Raw genomic sequence first — 15,770 nt, forward strand, 5'->3', positions numbered from 1 at the left:
AGGGATGGGAATCTTCTCCGACGCGCGCAAGGGTCTCGCTCTCGCGCGGCGGGCGCTGCGCTCCCGTGCCGCCGTCCGTGAGGTGCGCTTCGCGCTCGCTCAGCAGGGGCCTGTGACACCGGGGCGCTACCCGGTTGCGGTCTACTTCGCCGACGGTGAGGTCAACATGTACCAGATCCGACAGTGGTACAGACCACTCGCCCACCTCGCGCAGACCTGGCCCGTCGTCGTGCTGGCCCGAAACGCCACGGGGGCGCGCGCACTGCTGCGCGACGGTGCGCTCCCGGTCGTGTACGCGCCGACCGTGCGCGACCTCGAGCAGGCGGTCGCCGAGCATGACATCCGCGTCGTCCTGTATGTCAACCAGAACACCCGCAACTTCCAGATGTTCCGCTACGGTCGCCGCTGGCACGTGTTCATCAACCACGGCGAGTCCGACAAGATGTACATGACGACCAACCAGTTCAAGGCCTACGACTACGCCCTGATCGCGGGTGACGCGGCACGCGAGCGCCTGCGTCGCGTGCTGTGGGACTACGACCTCGACGCGCGCACGATCGAGATCGGCCGCCCGCAGGCCGACTATTACTCGGGTGCGCTCCCCTTCATCCCCGATGAGCGCACCGTCGTCCTCTATGCCCCGACGTGGGAGGGTGACCGTCCGTCAGCCCACTACGGATCCGTGCGGACCCACGGCGAGGCGCTCGCCGCCGCCATCCTCGCGTCGCCCGCGCACCGCCTCATCTACCGTCCGCACCCGCGTTCGGGTGTCGTCGATCCCGAGTACGGGGCCGCCAATCAGCGCATCATCGCTGCCATCACCGCCGCCAACGTCGCCGATGCTTCGGCGAACCACGTCTACGACGACGGCCCCGATCTCGGGTGGCAGCTCGCCGCGGCAGACCTCGCGGTCGTCGACATCTCAGCGATGGTCTACGACCGTCTGGCGGCGGACCGCCCCCTGCTCGTGACGCGGCCCGTCGATCCCGAGGCGCTCGTCGACACGCACGGATACCTGTCGGATGCCGAGTGGTTGAGCGCCGCCGCGTCCGAGCGCTTCCTCGAGGAGGCGAATCGGGTGCTCTCCGACCCGGACGCCTCGCGCGCGCTCGAGTCGTGGGTGCGGCATTATTTCGGCGACACCGCTCCCGGCGCGGCGACCGCACGCTTCGAGGCCGCCATCGACACGCTCATGGAGCGTTGGGACGAGTGGCACTCCACGGCATCCGACGGCGGGGCCGATGAGCCGGACGACGAGGTCGAGGAGGACTGAGGATCAGCCGGCGTCGGGTTCCGCGTCGACAGCGATCTCGATGCTCGCAACACTCGCCGGCCCGAAGACATCGGACGTCGAGCCGAGAGGCGGCGGGAGGACTTCTCCAGGGACACGCTCCTCCCACGGTTCCGCGGGGAGCCCGGCCCACTCCGACGGCTCCTCCGGTCGACTCTGGAAGATTCCCATTTGACTATTCTGCGTCGTCCGCGCGCGGAACTGTTCGCTTCCGTGGTGCGCGCGTCACCGCGCCCGCGACGCGCGTGGTCATCGAACCGATCGACGTTCCTGCCCGGCGCACCACGCCGAACGCCGTCGCCTCGATGGTCGCCGCCCCCGGGAGCGGCTCGAGCTCGGGCGGGTACTGCAGTGGAGGAAGGCCGAAGGCGCGTCGAGAACCGACCACGACCCGGCGTCCCAGCAGATGGTTTCCGGTGCCGCCGACAGCCGCGCCGATACCGAACGGAAGCGCCTTGCCGAGGATCGACGCGCTGCCGCGCGCGGCGAACTGACGCACGAACGCGGACTTCAACCGATCGACCAACGGCCCCACCGCCGCACGGGGGAGTGACTTCGTGATGAGCTCGCCCCAGTACGCCGAGCGGGTGACGCCTTTGCCGGCGAGCTGCCGTCCCAGCTGTCCGACGAGGTCGACGCCCTCCTTACCCAGCATGAGGGTGAGCACGAGCGCCCGGGCACGGTCGGGATTCTCCACCGGGATACCGTGCAGCTCTGCGAGCGACTGCGCGAACAGTGCCGTGGCATCCAGGAAGCCGATCGTCTCGACCCCCGAGAGCGCGAGCGTCACTCCTGTACCGATGCCGGGAACGACGGCAGTCGCGCCGACGGCCGCACCGCCGGTCGTCACCGCCGCGAGGTAGCGGCGCTCCAGCATGCGTACGATCTCCGCCGTGCTGGCGTTCGGATGCCGGAGGCGGATGCTGCGCAGGTGCGCGACGACGGCGGGCCGCTGCACGCGCAGCACGCCGTCGAGGGCGCGGATCACACGCGGATGCTCTGCCGACCCCGGAGGCGGGAGGCCGCCGTCCCAGGGGGCGTCGTCGGGCATCGAGTGGATGCGGTGCACCTTGGCCATGTCATCCCCGATCGTATGCGCCCGGGCGGGCACTCGGGAGGAGGGTCAGACGAACTGGTTGGCCCGCTCGAGGTCTTCGGCGAAGTCGACCTCGACGGCGTACAGGTCCGAGATGTCGAGCGGTTCGAGCAGCAGGCCGTTCTCGGCGATCGCCAATTCCAGGCCGCGCTCGAAGTAGTCCTGGTCGTCCACGCGGCCGAGCTGTGTGATGAGGGCGCGCTTGTCGGCGGAGGAGATGTAGTTGATGCCGACGGCCTCGCCGATGCCGCCCACGACGCTCTTCGACAGCTCCTTGATGTAGCCCTCGGCCGTGACCGTGTACTTGACCTCTTCGTCGCTGACCTTCGCCGTGTTGACGGTGACGAAGGACTGGTCGCGCTCGATGAGCATGCTCGCGCGACCGAGGACGCGGGGGTCGAAGACGACGTCGCCGTTCATCCACAGCACGCCGCCCTTGCCGGTCGCCTTGAGCGCGCGCAAGAGGCTCTTCGACGTATTGGTCTGGTCGTAGCGGTCGTTGTGCACGTAGTCGACGTGCGGGAACGCGTCGATGATCGTCTCGGCGCGGTAGCCGACGACGGTGGTGATGCGCGCCTGCGAGCCGAACGCGGCGCGGATGTTGTCGTGCTGCTGGCGCATGATGCTGCGGCCGTCGCTGAGCTCGGTCAGGGGCTTGGGCAGGCTGCGGCCGAGACGCGAGCCCATGCCTGCGGCGAGGATGACGGTCTGAAGGGTCAAGGGGGTGCTCCTGGAGATTCTGTTCACTGTCTGTTCGACGTGTGGACACTCCTTCGTGCCGCCCGCCATGGTATCGAAGGCGGCTGGGAGACCGCAGGAAGAGGCCGGTCCGTTGCCTTTTCGTGATCTTTGCGCTATGCGTTGACACCGGTCAACAGGGCCCCGCGCGAGTCGACTGCGCTTGCTAGGTTGGACGCGTGACCGCCTCAGCCCCGCTCCCCGAGAACGACCCGGGCGAGCGTGCCGTCACGCTCCCCCCGCTGCCGGCCCAGAGCGCGGAGGATGCCGCGGCGGCGCCGCCCGCCCCGCCCCTTCCGCGCGCGCCGCGCAAACCCCGTCGGAAGACCACGGCGACGAAGCGCATCCCTGCCGTGAAGCCCGAAGCCGCCGCCGCACCGGCACCGCCGCCGCCGACCGTCTCCGCGGCCGTCGCCGCGGCACAGCGCGCGACGCACGCGCCCGATGTCGTCGCACCCGAGAGCGATGCTCCCCAGGACACGGAACCCGAGATCGCGCCGGAGCTGGAAGCCCCGTCCGAGTCCGCGCCGCATCCGGAACCCGAACCCGAGCTCGGACGCGAGCCGGATCCCGAACCCGAGCCCGAACCCGAGCCCGAGCCGGTCGAAGAGGCGCCGACGATCGACATCCAACTCGATGTCGACATCGACGCCGCTGTTCCTGCACTGCGCGTGCGGGGCCTCGCCAAGTGGTTCGGACAGACGCGGGCCGTGGATGCCGTCGATCTCACCATCCCCGCGGGGACCTTCTACGGGGTCGTCGGCCCCAACGGCGCGGGCAAGACCACGACGCTCTCGATGATCGCGGGGCTGCTCCGGGCCGACGAGGGGACTGTCGAGATCGCGGGCATCGACCTCGCGGCCGACCCGGCGCGGGCGAAGAGGCAGATGGGCATCCTGCCCGACCGGCTGCGGACGTTCGACCGGCTCACCGGTCGTCAGCTCTTGCATTACTACGGTGTCCTGCGCGGGCTGTCGTCATCGGTCGTCGAGTCTCGCACCGCCGACCTTGCGCGTGCCTTCGACCTCACGGACGCCCTCGGCCGCACGGTCTCGGACTACTCGACCGGGATGACGAAGAAGCTCATGCTGGCGGGCGCCATGATCCACTCGCCGCGGCTGCTCGTGCTCGACGAGCCGTTCGAGTCCGTCGACCCGGTGTCGTCGGCGGTCATCCTCGACATCCTCTCCGCGTATGTCGCGCACGGCGGCACCGTCGTCCTCTCCAGCCACGGCATGGACCTCGTCGAGCGTGTCTGCGACGGTGTGGCGGTGATCGTCGCCGGTCAGGTGCTCGCAGCCGGCACCGTCGACGAGGTGCGCGGGGAGCGCTCGCTCGAGCAGCGCTTTCTGGAGCTCGCCGGCGGTCTCACCGACGTGGAGGGCCTGGAGTGGTTGCACACGTTCTCCGACTGAGACTCGATCTGCTTCTCGGCGCGTTCCGCGGCGACGCGGTGCACACCGTTCGACGCGTCATGGGCCTCGTTCTCCTGGTCGCGGTGCTCGTCGGCGTCTTCCTTGGAGCGGCACGCCTGCACGACGTCGGCGCCGATGCGGCGCAGGCGGTGATCGTCGTCGCGGGATCCGCGCTCACGCTCGGCTTCTTCATCGGCGCCCTCGTCGGCGGCTTCGACGATCAGCTCGATCCCCGGCGATTCGCCGTGTTCGGGGCATCTCCCGCGCGTGTCGCGGGCGCGACGCTGCTCGCGAGCGTCGTCAGCCTGCCGATCCTCGCGCTCATCGTCGTTGCGGTTGCCGTCGGCGGTCTGTGGCGTGCGCAGGGCGCGTCGACGGCGGTCGTCATCCTCTCGATGGTGCTGGCCGTGCTCACCTGCGGGCTCGCGGCGAAGGTGGCGCTCGCGCTCGGCAGTCTCGTGCTGCGCGAGCGACGGTCGCGTGAGCTCAGTGGACTGTTCATCGTGACGATCATCGTCGTCGCGATGCCGGTGGCGGTCTTCTTCGTTTCGCTCGAGTGGCGCGGAGGCGTGCCGTCGGCGCTCGCAGAGGCGGTGCGGGTCCTCGAGATGACGCCGCTGGGCGCTGCCTGGGCGATTCCGGGAGCGGCGGTGTCGGGCTCTGCGGCCGCCGCGGTCGTCGTCGCGGTGCTCACTGTGATCGCGCTCGGTGCCCTCTGGTTCGTGCTCGTGCGGTTGCTGCTCACGACGACCGAACGGCCGGGATCCGGGCGCGAGCGCGCGGGGCTCGGCTGGTTCGCGCTGACGCCGAGTACGCCGGGCGGGGGAATCGCCGCGCGCAGCCTCCTGTACTGGCTGCGGGATCCGCGCTATGTCGTGAATCTCGTCATCGTCCCGATCGCCGCGGGGGTCGTGGTAGCCCCGCTCCTGCTCGTCGGCGTCCCCGTCGAGTACGTCGCCCTCGTCCCTGCCCCGCTCATGGCTCTCTTCTTCGGCTGGCTGGCGCACAACGACCTCGCGTACGACTCGACAGCGCTCTGGATGCACGTGGCATCCGCCGTCCGCGGATCCTCCGATCGCGTCGGACGCCTCGTTCCGGTGCTCCTCGTCGGCACGGCCGCGCTCGCGGTCTCGGTCCCGCTCCTCGTATCGCTGCACGGGCGGTGGATGATCCTGCCGGCGATGATCGGCGTCTGCGCGAGCCTCTTCCTCTGCGGGCTCGGCCTCTCATCACTGTCTTCGGTCGTCGCGCCCTACCCGGTGTCGCGCCCCGGTGACAGCCCGTTCCAGCAGCCCCAGCGCACCGGAGGCGGGCTTGCCCAGGGTGTCGTCCTCGTCGGCGCGATCGTCGTGAGCGCCCCGGCCCTGTGGCTCGGTTGGGCGGCGCTGTCGGGCGACGAGGATGCCGCGTGGGCGGCGCTCTGGACGGGCCTGGCCACGGGTCTCGTCGTGCTCGTCGCGGGAGTCGCCGGCGGGGGCGCCTACTTCTCCCGTCGCGGCGGGCGTCTCATGGAGTTCGCCGAGTCGACGTGATCCCAAGTCGGGCCCTCCCGCCCCGCCGATGGATGGCCTGGGTAGACTCGGGTGCCATGAGCACCCCCGTGGAAGGCCCCGAACAGGGTGGCACGCTGACCCTCGACCGCGAGCTCGAGGAGCTCCTTCGCGAGGAGAACATCGAGCCCGGCGACCACGAGCGATTCTCGCACTACGTCAAGAAGGACAAGATCCTCGAGTCCGCGATCACGGGAAAGCCCGTGCGCGCGCTGTGCGGCAAGAAATGGACGCCAGGCCGCGATCCGGAGAAGTTCCCGATCTGCCCGATGTGCAAAGAGATCTACGAGTCGCTGATCGGCTGATCGCGCGGACCGGCGCTCCCGGCGGCTCAGCCCGCCGCGGCGACGTAGACGGTCGGCAGCGCGGGGTCTGATCGGCTCAGGGCGAGCGCGGTCACCGGCAGCTCCTCGCGGACGAACGCGTGATGTGCGCGGGCTTGCGCGACCCCAGCGGCGCCCTCGTACGCCGCATCCGGCTCGCCGTTCTCGACGAGCGTCACCTGCAGGGGTCGGGCGTCGGGGTGCTCCTCTCCGGTATCCACGCGCTCGAAGCCATCCGAGACGGCGATCAGCTCGCTCGTCGCGGTGCCGCGGTCCAGCGTCCGGAAGGCGGCCTTGCGCCCGCCTGTTGAGGCTTTGTCGGTCGAGGCCTTCGCGACCGCGACCCAGCCACCCGCGGCATCCTGCCGAGCGACGAGCTTGTAGACCATTCCCGCCGTCGGCGCGCCCGATCCCGTGACCACTGAGGTGCCGACACCGTAGGAGTCGACGGGGGATGCCGCGAGGGCGGCGATCGCGAACTCGTCGAGGTCGCTCGTGACGGTGATCCGGGTGCCGGTCGCGCCGAGGGCGTCGAGCTGGGTGCGCACCTCTGCCGCGACCGTGGGAAGGTCGCCGGAATCGATGCGGACGCCACCGAGGCCCGTCCCGGCGACACGGATCGCCGTCTCGACGCCGGTGCGGATGTCGTAGGTGTCGATGAGGAGCGTCGTCGACGTGCCGAGAGCCTCGATCTGGCTGCGGAACGCTTCTTCCTCGGTGTCGTGCAGAAGGGTCCAGGCGTGCGCCGCGGTCCCCATTGTGGGGATGCCCCACGCGCGCCCTGCCTCGAGGTTGCTCGTCGCGCCGAAACCGGCGATGTACGCCGCACGGGCCGCGGCGACGGCCGAGTGCTCGGCAGCCCGCCGCGAGCCCATCTCTGCGAGCGGCCGGTCGCCGGCCGCGATGCTCATACGGGCGGCGGCGTTCGCGATCGCGGAGTCGTGGTTGAGGATCGACAGGGCGAGGGTCTCGAGGACGACCGCCTCCGCGAACGTGCCCTCGACCGTGAGGATCGGAGACCCGGGGAAGTACAGCTCACCTTCGCGATACCCGCGGATCGAGCCCGTGAACCGATAGTCCTCGAGGAACGCGATCGTCTCCGCGCTGACCACGCCGTGATCGCGCAGGAACCGCAGCTCGTCGTCGCCGAAGCGGAACTCGCGCAAGGCCTGGAGGAATCGGCCCGTGCCCGCCACGACGCCGAAGCGGCGCGCGCCCGGCAGACGGCGACCGAACAGTTCGAAGACACACGGACGGCTCGCCGTGCCGTCCCGTAGCGCCGCGTCGATCATCGTCAGTTCGTACCGGTCGGTGAGCAGCGCCGTGGACATGCCGTCACTCTACCCAGCCTCTCCCCGGTGCCGAGTAGGCTGGACGATCGTGGATGACGCGCCGATCGGGATCTTCGACTCCGGCGTCGGCGGGCTCACCGTGGCGCGGGCCGTGTCGCAGTTGCTGCCGCGCGAGTCGGTGCTCTACATCGGCGACACGGCGCATTCGCCGTACGGTCCGAAGCCCATCGCCGACGTCCGCCGCTACAGCCTCGAAGTCCTCGACACCCTTGTCGACGAAGGCGTCAAGATGCTCGTGATCGCGTGCAACACGGCATCCGCCGCCATGCTGCGCGATGCGCGTGAGCGCTACGACGTTCCCGTCGTCGAGGTGATCGGCCCCGCCGTCCGCACCGCGATCTCGACGACGCGCAACGGGCGCATCGGCGTCATCGGCACCGCCGGCACGATCGGGTCGGGCGTCTACCAGGACATGCTCGGGGTGAACGCCGACCTCACCGTCACTGCGCAGGCCTGCCCGCGTTTCGTGGAGTTCGTCGAGGCCGGGGTGACCGACTCACCCGAGGTGCTGGACGTGGCCGAGCACTATCTCGCGCCGCTCCGGCACGCGGGCGTCGACACGCTCGTCCTCGGCTGCACGCATTACCCGTTCCTGGAGGGCGCCATCAGCTACGTCATGGGCGAGGGGGTCTCGCTGGTCTCGAGCGACACCGAGACCGCCAAGGACGTCTACCGCCAGCTCGTCTCGCGCGATCTGCTGGCCGGGCCGGATGCCGTGGCATCCCACACCTACGAAGCCACGGGTGACTCCGCCGACGACTTCCTCCGTCTCGCCGACCGCCTCATGGGTCGCGGCGTGTCCGCCGTGCGTCTCGTGCAGACCGGCGCCATCGACCTTCCGAAGGGAATCTAAGTGACCGACATCACGCGCGCCGACGGGCGCACGACCGATCAACTCCGCCCCGTGACGATCGAGCGGGGGTGGAGTGCCCACGCCGAGGGCTCGGCGCTCATCTCGTTCGGGGGCACGAAGGTGCTCTGCACCGCGTCGTTCACGGGCGGTGTGCCGCGGTGGCTGACCGGCAAAGGCAAGGGCTGGGTCACGGCCGAGTACGCGATGCTGCCGCGTGCGACGAACTCACGGAACGACCGCGAGTCGGTCAAAGGCAAGATCGGCGGGCGCACGCACGAGATCTCTCGCCTCATCGGGCGGGCCCTCCGCGCCGTCGTCGACACGAAGGCGCTCGGCGAGAACACCATCGTCATCGACTGCGACGTGCTGCAGGCCGACGGCGGCACTCGCACCGCGGCGATCACGGGCGCCTACGTCGCTCTCGCCGACGCCATCGAGTGGGGCCGCGCGAAGGGCCTCGTCTCGAAGAACGCGAAACCCCTCATCGACTCCGTCGCGGCCGTCTCGGTCGGGATCATCGACGGTGAGCCGATGCTCGACCTCGCGTACGTCGAGGACGTCCGCGCCGAGACCGACATGAACGTCGTCGTCACAGGCCGCGGCCTCTTCGTCGAGGTGCAGGGCACGGCCGAGGGGGCACCCTTCGACAAGCGCGAGCTCGATGCGCTGCTGGAGCTCGGTGTCGCGGGCTGTGCCGACCTGCGCACCGCGCAGCTGGCGGCGCTGGAATCTTGATGCGCATCGTCCTCGCGACGCACAACACGCACAAGGTCGAGGAGTTCGGTGCGATCGTCGCGCGCGTCCGCCCCGATCTCGAGGTCGTCGGCTACGACGGGCCCGAGCCGATCGAGGACGGCGTGACGTTCGCCGAGAACGCGCTCATCAAAGCGCGCGCTGCCGCCGCGCACACGGGGCTTGCTGCGCTCGCGGACGATTCGGGTATCTGCGTCGATGCCCTGGGCGGAGCGCCGGGCGCCTTCTCCGCGTACTGGGCGGGGCACCGCAAAGACGACCGGGCGAACCTCGAGCTGCTCCTCGACCAGCTGTCCGACATCGCCGACCCGCGCCGCGCGGCGCATTTCACGTCGACGATCGCCCTCGTTCTGCCGGGCGGCGCGGAGCACGTCGTCGAGGGCGTCTGGCCCGGTCGTCTCGCGACCGCGCCCGCCGGCTCCGGAGGATTCGGCTACGACCCGATCTTCATCCCGGACGGCCAAGACGAGGGGAGCGAGCGCACGGCGGGGGAGTACACCGCGGCGGAGAAGAACGCGGCATCCCACCGCGCCCGCGCCTTCGTCGCCCTTGCGCCGCTCTTGGCGAGTCTTCCCGGCGACTGAGAATCACACTCATTCCCGACTGGGGAGCCTTCGCGCGCGCGGCGCCGAGTCGGGCATAGCCTCGAGACATGCACGATCACGCGCACGGGGTCTCGGGAGTGCGCGGGCAGGCCAACCATCGCCTTCTCGCCATCTCCCTGACGCTGACATCACTCGTCATGGTCGTCCAGATCGTCGGCGCCGTCCTGACCGGCTCGCTGGCGCTCCTCGCGGATGCCGCGCACATGTTCGCGGATGCCTCGGCGCTCGTGATCGCGCTCATCGCGAGCCTCGTCGCCGCACGCCCGGCGAATGAACGCAACACCTACGGCTATCAGCGCGCGGAGGTCTTCGGCGCGCTCATCAACGCCGTGCTGCTGATCGCCCTGTGCGTCTGGATCGCCATCGAGGCGATCGGTCGCCTCGTGACCCCGTCCGAGCATGAGGTGGCGGGCGGCCTCATGCTCGCCGTCGCGGTGACGGGCCTCGTGGCCAACGCGATCTCGATGTGGTTGCTGTCGGCCGCTCAGCGCACGTCGATCAACGTTCGCGGCGCGTACCTCGAGGTGCTCGGTGACCTGATCGGCTCGGCCGTCGTCATCGTCGCGGCGATCGTCATCTGGACGACGGGATGGATGCCGGCCGATGCCCTGGCGTCCCTTCTCATCGCGGTCATGATCGTGCCGCGCGCGATCACGCTCCTGCGCGAAGTGTTCGCCGTGCTCGGTGAGCGCGCGCCGGAGGGCACGGACGTCGCCACGATCCGCGAGCACATCCTCTCCGCCGACGGTGTCGCCGACGTGCACGACGTGCACGTCTGGCAGCTCACGCGGGGCGCCCCCGTCTTCACGGCGCACGTTGTCGTCGAGCCCGACGTGCTCACGAGCGGTCGGTCGGGCGCGCTGCTGTCGAGTCTGCAATCCTGTCTCGCAGAGCACTTCGACGTCGAGCACTCGACGTTCCAGTTCGAGCCCGCCGGGCACACGGAGCACGAGGCGCACTGATGCCGCGCACCGGTCGTATGCGACGATGCAGAGGATGACTTCCCCCGAGGACGAACTCGCGACACTCCGGGAGCGCGCCTACGGACCCGGCGCCGACATCCTCGATGATCCGGACGCGCTCGCCCGGCTTCACGAGCTCGAGGCGCAGGCGAAGCCTGTCGTCGCGGACCCGCAGCCGTATGCGGCGGCGACGGCGGCTCCGGCAGCCGCCACACGCGCGGCATCCGGTGCGTCTGCGCCCGACGTGGCGACGGACGCCCCGGTTGAGCCGACGACGGCGCCTGCACGCGCTGCACGACCGATCCCGCGCGCCTGGCTCATCGTGTGGGCGGCATCGATCGCACTCGTCGGGGTCATCACGGGCGCGATCGTGTTCTCGCTGGCATCCATTCGCCCCGTGTCCCCGGTGACGGGTGCCGTGCAGGTCGCGACCCTCGATGAGCCGGTGGCGCCGGAGAGCGTCGACTGGCTGTCGTTGTGGACGCGTTCGGGGCAGAAGGCCAGCGCGTTCGATTTCTTCGGTCTGGTCGCCGTGCACTTCCCCGAGGGGCTCTACGCCGACCAGTCGTGCCTCATGGTCGGCGACATCACGAACTTCACCCGGGACGGAGACTCGATCAGCTACGAGGGTCGCACCTACACCGGCTGCGGCGCGGGTCCGTTCCCCGCGACGGTGCAGTTCGTCGTCGACGATCAGTCGCCCGCCGAGCTCCGTGCACACTATCCCGACGGCACCGCTCTGAGCTTCGTGCTCGACGGCGACGTCGTGGGCGTCTTCATGGCAGCTCCGAGTTCGCCGACACCTCGGCCGGCGTGACGTCGTCTCGGACACCCCGCCAGCGCGCGTGGCGGAGCGTGCCCGACGGCGTGAACTCGGCGAACTCGACCTCTGCGACGACCTCGGGGCGCAGCCACAGCGCGTCCGCGGCATCCGCCGCCGGAACGCCGACGAACGGGTTCTGCTCGGAGCGGAGGGGGGCGAACAGGGCTGTCAGGCGGCTCAGCTCGCGCTCGCTGAACCCGGAGCCGACGCGGCCGACGTAGCGGAGCCCTCCGTCCGAAGGGATGCCGACGAGGAGTGACCCGATCGCACCGCTGCGCGCGCCTCTGCCGGGACGGATGCCGCCGATCACGACGTCCCGCGTCGCCGTGATCTTGACCTTGAGCCACTCCTCGGAGCGCGCACCCCGCCGGTACGGTGATCGCGGATCCTTGACGACGATGCCCTCGAGGTGCAGGGCGCGCGCCGTTGCGAGCGCGGCGTCGACGTCGTCTGCGACCGGCGGGACGACGAGCGGTGCGGCGATGTTCGCGGTGATGCGGTCGAGGATCTCCCGGCGCTCGCGGAGCGCGAGCGATGCCACGTCACGCCCGTCCGTGCGCAGCACGTCGAACAACAGGAGTTGTACGGGCGTGCGTGCGGCCTCGCGTTCGATCTCGTGCGGCTTCGTGAGGTGCATACGCGCCTGCAGCCGCGTGAAGCTCGGGCGGCCGGCGGCATCCATCGCGACGATCTCGCCGTCGAGGACGGCGGGCACCGACCCGAGTGCGGCGGCCGCGTTCGTCAGCTCCGGATATCGCGCCGTGATATCGGTGCCGCTGCGGGCACGCAGGCTCAGGGCTGCGCCGTCCCACGTCGCGATCGCGCGGACGCCGTCCCACTTGAATTCGACCCAGGGCACGCCCCACCGCCTTGCGGACGCCGCCGCCAGGGCGGGCGTGGACGGCGTCGCGAGCATGGGCGCGTCGCGCACGTCGTGCACGTTCCGTGTGCCGCTGCGGGGGGCTGTGACGGGCGTGCGCCCTCCGCGGGCGTCTTGCGCGGGCATGCGGTGTAGCAGCCACTGCGACTTCTCCCCGTCGCCCGTCGTGCGGATCAGCGCGAAACGTGCCGTGCCGAGCGGGCCGCCCGGTCGACCCGTCGCCGTGAAGATCACCTCGTCGTCGCGCCACTTCTCGGCGCGGTACTCCCCGGCATCCCAGATCGTCATCGTGCCGGCGCCGTACTGGCCGGCGGGAATCGTCCCGGCGAAGTCGAGGTAGGCCAGCGGATGCGGCTCGGTCATGACCGCGAGGTGATTGCGCTCGCCGTGCTGCGGCACCCCCTTCGGCACGGCCCAACTGACGAGGACGCCGTCGCGTTCGAGGCGCAGGTCGTAGTGCAGCCGGCTGGCGTGGTGCTCCTGCACGACGAAGCGGGTCTCGCCGCCGGGCGCGGGATCCGCGGCGTCGGGGAAGGGCTCGGGTGTCGCGCCCGGCGTCCGCTTGGCGACGTACGTGCGCAGGGCTGCCGCGGCGTCGGGCGACGCGGCCGCGGCATCCGGCGCCGGAGGCTCCGCGAGCCCAGGAAAGACGGATGCCAGCAGGTCGCCCTGCGCCGCGACGCGCGCGAGCACGTCGTCGAGCAGGAGATGCCGGAGGTCGGGATCGTCGAGCTCGGCCCAGGTGCGCGGCGCGGCGACGGTCGGCTCGGCGCGCCCGCGCAGCGAGTACGGGGCGATCGTCGTCTTCGCGGCGTTGTTCTGGCTCCAGTCCACGAAGACGCGGCCGGGTCGCACGGCCTTCGCCATGGCGCTCACGACGAGGTCGGGATGATCGGTCTCGAGGGCGCGGGCGAGCTCGCGCGCGAACGCGGAGATCTCCTCGCTCGTCCGCGTCCCGTCGAGGGGCGCGTACAGATGGATGCCCTTCGATCCGCTCGTCACGGGCACCGGCGTCATCCCGACGTCGTCGAGGATGTCGCGAGCCCACCGCGCGACCGCCGCGCATTCCGCGAGGCCCGTGCCGGGTCCCGGGTCGAGGTCGAGCACGAGTCGGTCGGGTCGGCCTCGGCCCGCGCCGTCGAAGCGCCACTGCGGAGTGTGCAGCTCGAGACTCGCGACCTGGGCGAGGTAGACCAGTCCAGCGCGGTCGCCGACGAGGGGGTAATCCTTCGCGCCCGAGGAGTGGTCGATGGCGTGACGGGCGAGCCAGTCCGGAGCGCCCGCCTCGAGGTCCTTCGCGAAGAAGCGCTCGCCGCCCGTGCCGTCCGGCCAGCGAATGCGCGTCACAGGGCGGCCGCGCAGGTGGGGCAGCATCGCCGGTGCGACGCGCGAGTAGTAGTCGATCACCTCGCCCTTGGTCGTGTCGGTGGCGGGGTACATCACTTTGTCGAGGTTCGTGAGGCGCAGTCGGCGTCCGTCGACGTCGACGAGTTCCCCACGCGGTCCAGGCGAGATTCCGGGTGTGGGCGCAGCCATGGCGCCAGGCTAGCGTCACGGGTGCGACCGGTGTTCACTGGTGTGATGAGAGCGATCTGGAAGGGTGCACTGACCTTCGGCCTCGTGAACGTGCCGGTGAAGGTCTATTCCGCGACGGAGGACCACGATGTGCCGCTGCACCAGGTGCATGCCGCCGACGGCGGGCGCATCCGTTATCAGCGCATCTGCGAGCTCGACGGCGAGGTCGTGCCCTACGCCGAGATCGACAAGGCGTACGACGACGGCGAGCGCACGGTGGTGCTCACGGCGGAGGACATTGCGTCGCTCCCCGCCGAGCGCAGCCGCGAGATCGAGGTCGTCGAGTTCGTGCCCAGCGACCAGATCGACCTGCTGACCCTCGACCGCGCCTACTACCTCGAGCCCGACTCATCGTCGCCGAAGGCCTACGTGCTGCTGCGCCAGACGCTCGAGCAGACCGACCGCACGGCGATCGTGCGCTTCTCGCTCCGACAGAAGACGCGCTTGGCGGCGCTGCGTGTGCGCGGGGACGTGCTCGTCCTGCAGACGCTCCTCTGGGCGGACGAGGTGCGCGAGGCGTCGTTCCCGGGGCTCGACGAGCCGGTCAAGATCTCGGCGAAGGAGCTCGAGCTGTCGGCATCCCTCGTGGAGTCGTTCTCGAGCGACTTCGCACCCGACCAGTTCGTCGACGAGTATCAGCAGGAACTGCGGACGCTCATCGACGCGAAGCTCGCGCAGGGCGACGCGCTCGACACGGCGGAGACGTTCGGTGAGCGGGCGGAGCCAGATGCCGGGGGTGAGGTCATCGACCTCATGGCGGCGCTCAAGGCGAGCGTCGAGAAGGCCCGTGCCGCGCGGTCGGGCAAAGCCTCCTGATCAGGCGGGCGAGTCGTCGGTGAGGGGTTCGACGCTCTCGGGGGCGACGCCTGCCGCCTGCTCCTTGCGCACCTGGCGGCGCTCGGAGAAGTAGTGCCAGAGCGTGACGAGTGCCGTGCCTCCGACGGCGGCGAGCAGGATCAGATCGATGTAGTTCTGCACGAACCACGCGACGGGGGGGATGAACCCGATGAGGTAGCCGAACATCGTGAGCCCGAAGCCCCAGAGCAGCGCGCCGATGAGGTTGTAGAGCGAATAGCGGCGCCACGGCATGTGACCGACACCCGCGGCGACGGGGGCGAAGGTGCGCACGATGGGCACGAAGCGTGCGAGGACGACGGTGAGACCGCCGTAGCGCTCGAAGAACGCGTTCGTGCGCTCGACGTTCTTGCGGCTGAACAGGCCCGATTCCTTGCGTTCGAAGACGGCTGGTCCGCCCTTGTGGCCGATCAGATACCCGACCTCGCCACCGACGAATGCCGCGAGTGCGATGAGAAGGGCGACCCACCACACGTTGATGCCGAAGATGCCGTTCGGTGCAGCCGGCGTCGAGTGTGAGAGGAGCCCGGAGATGACGAGCAGGGTGTCTCCCGGCAGCAGGAAGCCGACGAGCAGGCCCGTCTCGGCGAAGACGATGAAGCAGACGACGAGCAGAGCCCACGGCCCCGCCGCGCTGATGATGTTCTCGGGGTCCAGCCAGGGGATGAGGGCCAGAGAGTGCACACGGTTCCCGTCGGT

The 15,770-nt window shown here is 70.2% G+C and carries 16 protein-coding genes; 10 read left to right on the top strand and 6 right to left on the bottom strand.

Annotation, left to right across the window (positions count from 1 at the left end):
- Nucleotides 1–4: 4 nt before the first annotated feature.
- Complete coding sequence (locus WFI52_RS03400; protein WP_336624948.1) at nucleotides 5–1,273, top strand: CDP-glycerol glycerophosphotransferase family protein; 1,269 nt, start codon at nucleotides 5–7, stop codon at nucleotides 1,271–1,273.
- 3 nt (nucleotides 1,274–1,276) lie between these two features.
- Here the strand turns inward: WFI52_RS03400 and WFI52_RS03405 are convergent, their stop codons facing one another.
- Genes WFI52_RS03405 through WFI52_RS03415 form a run of 3 tightly spaced genes read right to left on the bottom strand, consistent with a single transcriptional unit; the run spans nucleotide 1,277 to nucleotide 3,107 of the window.
- Nucleotides 1,277–1,462 (bottom strand): hypothetical protein, encoded by a 186-nt coding sequence (locus WFI52_RS03405; protein WP_336624947.1) that lies wholly within the window; start codon nucleotides 1,460–1,462, stop codon nucleotides 1,277–1,279.
- Nucleotides 1,463–1,466: 4 nt separating this feature from the next.
- On the bottom strand, nucleotides 1,467–2,369 hold the full coding sequence (locus tag WFI52_RS03410) for a hypothetical protein (RefSeq protein ID WP_336624946.1): 903 nt from the start codon (nucleotides 2,367–2,369) through the stop codon (nucleotides 1,467–1,469).
- 45 nt (nucleotides 2,370–2,414) lie between these two features.
- On the bottom strand, nucleotides 2,415–3,107 hold the full coding sequence (locus tag WFI52_RS03415; protein WP_336624945.1) for a phosphocholine cytidylyltransferase family protein: 693 nt from the start codon (nucleotides 3,105–3,107) through the stop codon (nucleotides 2,415–2,417).
- A 197-nt stretch (nucleotides 3,108–3,304) separates the two neighbouring features.
- On the opposite strand from WFI52_RS03415, the gene WFI52_RS03420 reads away from it, so the two are divergent.
- The 3 genes from WFI52_RS03420 to WFI52_RS03430 are packed head-to-tail and all read left to right on the top strand — an operon-like array spanning nucleotide 3,305 to nucleotide 6,395.
- Nucleotides 3,305–4,540 carry an ATP-binding cassette domain-containing protein gene (locus WFI52_RS03420; RefSeq protein ID WP_336624944.1) on the top strand — a complete coding sequence of 412 codons (1,236 nt, stop codon included), beginning with the start codon at nucleotides 3,305–3,307 and terminating at the stop codon, nucleotides 4,538–4,540.
- Nucleotides 4,516–6,072 carry a hypothetical protein gene (locus WFI52_RS03425; protein ID WP_336624943.1) on the top strand — a complete coding sequence of 519 codons (1,557 nt, stop codon included), beginning with the start codon at nucleotides 4,516–4,518 and terminating at the stop codon, nucleotides 6,070–6,072. The genes WFI52_RS03420 and WFI52_RS03425 overlap by 25 nt, the downstream gene beginning before the upstream one ends.
- Nucleotides 6,073–6,128: 56 nt before the next feature.
- A complete protein-coding gene (locus WFI52_RS03430) occupies nucleotides 6,129–6,395 on the top strand; it encodes a DUF3039 domain-containing protein (RefSeq protein ID WP_336624942.1) in 267 nt (88 codons plus the stop codon).
- Between the two features lie 26 nt (nucleotides 6,396–6,421).
- Here WFI52_RS03430 and WFI52_RS03435 read toward each other — a convergent pair whose 3' ends face one another.
- Nucleotides 6,422–7,744, bottom strand: coding sequence for a nicotinate phosphoribosyltransferase (locus tag WFI52_RS03435; protein WP_336624941.1), 1,323 nt, complete (start codon nucleotides 7,742–7,744; stop codon nucleotides 6,422–6,424).
- Nucleotides 7,745–7,793: 49 nt separating this feature from the next.
- On the opposite strand from WFI52_RS03435, the gene murI reads away from it, so the two are divergent.
- The 5 genes from murI to WFI52_RS03460 all read left to right on the top strand — a co-directional run bounded on the left by murI (nucleotide 7,794) and on the right by WFI52_RS03460 (nucleotide 11,755).
- Nucleotides 7,794–8,618, top strand: coding sequence for a glutamate racemase (gene murI, locus WFI52_RS03440; RefSeq protein ID WP_336624940.1), 825 nt, complete (start codon nucleotides 7,794–7,796; stop codon nucleotides 8,616–8,618).
- A complete protein-coding gene (rph, locus tag WFI52_RS03445; RefSeq protein ID WP_336624939.1) occupies nucleotides 8,619–9,353 on the top strand; it encodes a ribonuclease PH in 735 nt (244 codons plus the stop codon).
- Nucleotides 9,353–9,955, top strand: a complete 603-nt coding sequence (gene rdgB / locus WFI52_RS03450; protein ID WP_336624938.1) for an RdgB/HAM1 family non-canonical purine NTP pyrophosphatase — start codon at nucleotides 9,353–9,355, stop codon at nucleotides 9,953–9,955. The genes rph and rdgB overlap by 1 nt, the downstream gene beginning before the upstream one ends.
- Before the next feature lie 68 nt (nucleotides 9,956–10,023).
- Nucleotides 10,024–10,938: a cation diffusion facilitator family transporter gene (locus tag WFI52_RS03455; RefSeq protein ID WP_336624937.1), complete on the top strand. Its 915-nt coding sequence runs from the start codon at nucleotides 10,024–10,026 to the stop codon at nucleotides 10,936–10,938.
- A gap of 34 nt (nucleotides 10,939–10,972) precedes the next feature.
- Nucleotides 10,973–11,755, top strand: coding sequence for a spermidine/putrescine ABC transporter permease (locus WFI52_RS03460; RefSeq protein WP_336624936.1), 783 nt, complete (start codon nucleotides 10,973–10,975; stop codon nucleotides 11,753–11,755).
- Here the strand turns inward: WFI52_RS03460 and WFI52_RS03465 are convergent.
- Complete coding sequence (locus WFI52_RS03465; RefSeq protein WP_336624935.1) at nucleotides 11,715–14,177, bottom strand: ATP-dependent DNA ligase; 2,463 nt, start codon at nucleotides 14,175–14,177, stop codon at nucleotides 11,715–11,717. The two genes, WFI52_RS03460 and WFI52_RS03465, sit on opposite strands and share 41 nt — an antisense overlap.
- Nucleotides 14,178–14,222: 45 nt before the next feature.
- Between WFI52_RS03465 and ku the strand changes: the two genes are divergently transcribed.
- Nucleotides 14,223–15,032 carry a non-homologous end joining protein Ku gene (gene ku, locus WFI52_RS03470; RefSeq protein WP_336624934.1) on the top strand — a complete coding sequence of 270 codons (810 nt, stop codon included), beginning with the start codon at nucleotides 14,223–14,225 and terminating at the stop codon, nucleotides 15,030–15,032.
- Here the strand turns inward: ku and WFI52_RS03475 are convergent, their stop codons facing one another.
- On the bottom strand, nucleotides 15,033–15,755 hold the full coding sequence (locus WFI52_RS03475; protein WP_336624933.1) for a DedA family protein: 723 nt from the start codon (nucleotides 15,753–15,755) through the stop codon (nucleotides 15,033–15,035).
- Nucleotides 15,756–15,770: the final 15 nt, after the last annotated feature.

Source organism: Microbacterium sp. MMO-20 (genome assembly GCF_037147735.1).
Classification (GTDB): Bacteria; Actinomycetota; Actinomycetes; order Actinomycetales; family Microbacteriaceae; genus Microbacterium.

What these genes read in the sequence shown, in the direction of transcription:
- WFI52_RS03400 (WP_336624948.1), top strand. Translation starts at nt 5, where the DNA reads ATGGGAATCTTCTCCGACGCGCGCAAGGGTCTCGCTCTCGCGCGGCGG.
- WFI52_RS03405 (WP_336624947.1), bottom strand. Translation starts at nt 1,462, where the DNA reads ATGGGAATCTTCCAGAGTCGACCGGAGGAGCCGTCGGAGTGGGCCGGG.
- WFI52_RS03410 (WP_336624946.1), bottom strand. Translation starts at nt 2,369, where the DNA reads ATGGCCAAGGTGCACCGCATCCACTCGATGCCCGACGACGCCCCCTGG.
- WFI52_RS03430 (WP_336624942.1), top strand. Translation starts at nt 6,129, where the DNA reads ATGAGCACCCCCGTGGAAGGCCCCGAACAGGGTGGCACGCTGACCCTC.
- WFI52_RS03435 (WP_336624941.1), bottom strand. Translation starts at nt 7,744, where the DNA reads ATGTCCACGGCGCTGCTCACCGACCGGTACGAACTGACGATGATCGAC.
- rdgB (WP_336624938.1), top strand. Translation starts at nt 9,353, where the DNA reads ATGCGCATCGTCCTCGCGACGCACAACACGCACAAGGTCGAGGAGTTC.
- WFI52_RS03455 (WP_336624937.1), top strand. Translation starts at nt 10,024, where the DNA reads ATGCACGATCACGCGCACGGGGTCTCGGGAGTGCGCGGGCAGGCCAAC.
- WFI52_RS03460 (WP_336624936.1), top strand. Translation starts at nt 10,973, where the DNA reads ATGACTTCCCCCGAGGACGAACTCGCGACACTCCGGGAGCGCGCCTAC.
- WFI52_RS03465 (WP_336624935.1), bottom strand. Translation starts at nt 14,177, where the DNA reads ATGGCTGCGCCCACACCCGGAATCTCGCCTGGACCGCGTGGGGAACTC.
- ku (WP_336624934.1), top strand. Translation starts at nt 14,223, where the DNA reads ATGAGAGCGATCTGGAAGGGTGCACTGACCTTCGGCCTCGTGAACGTG.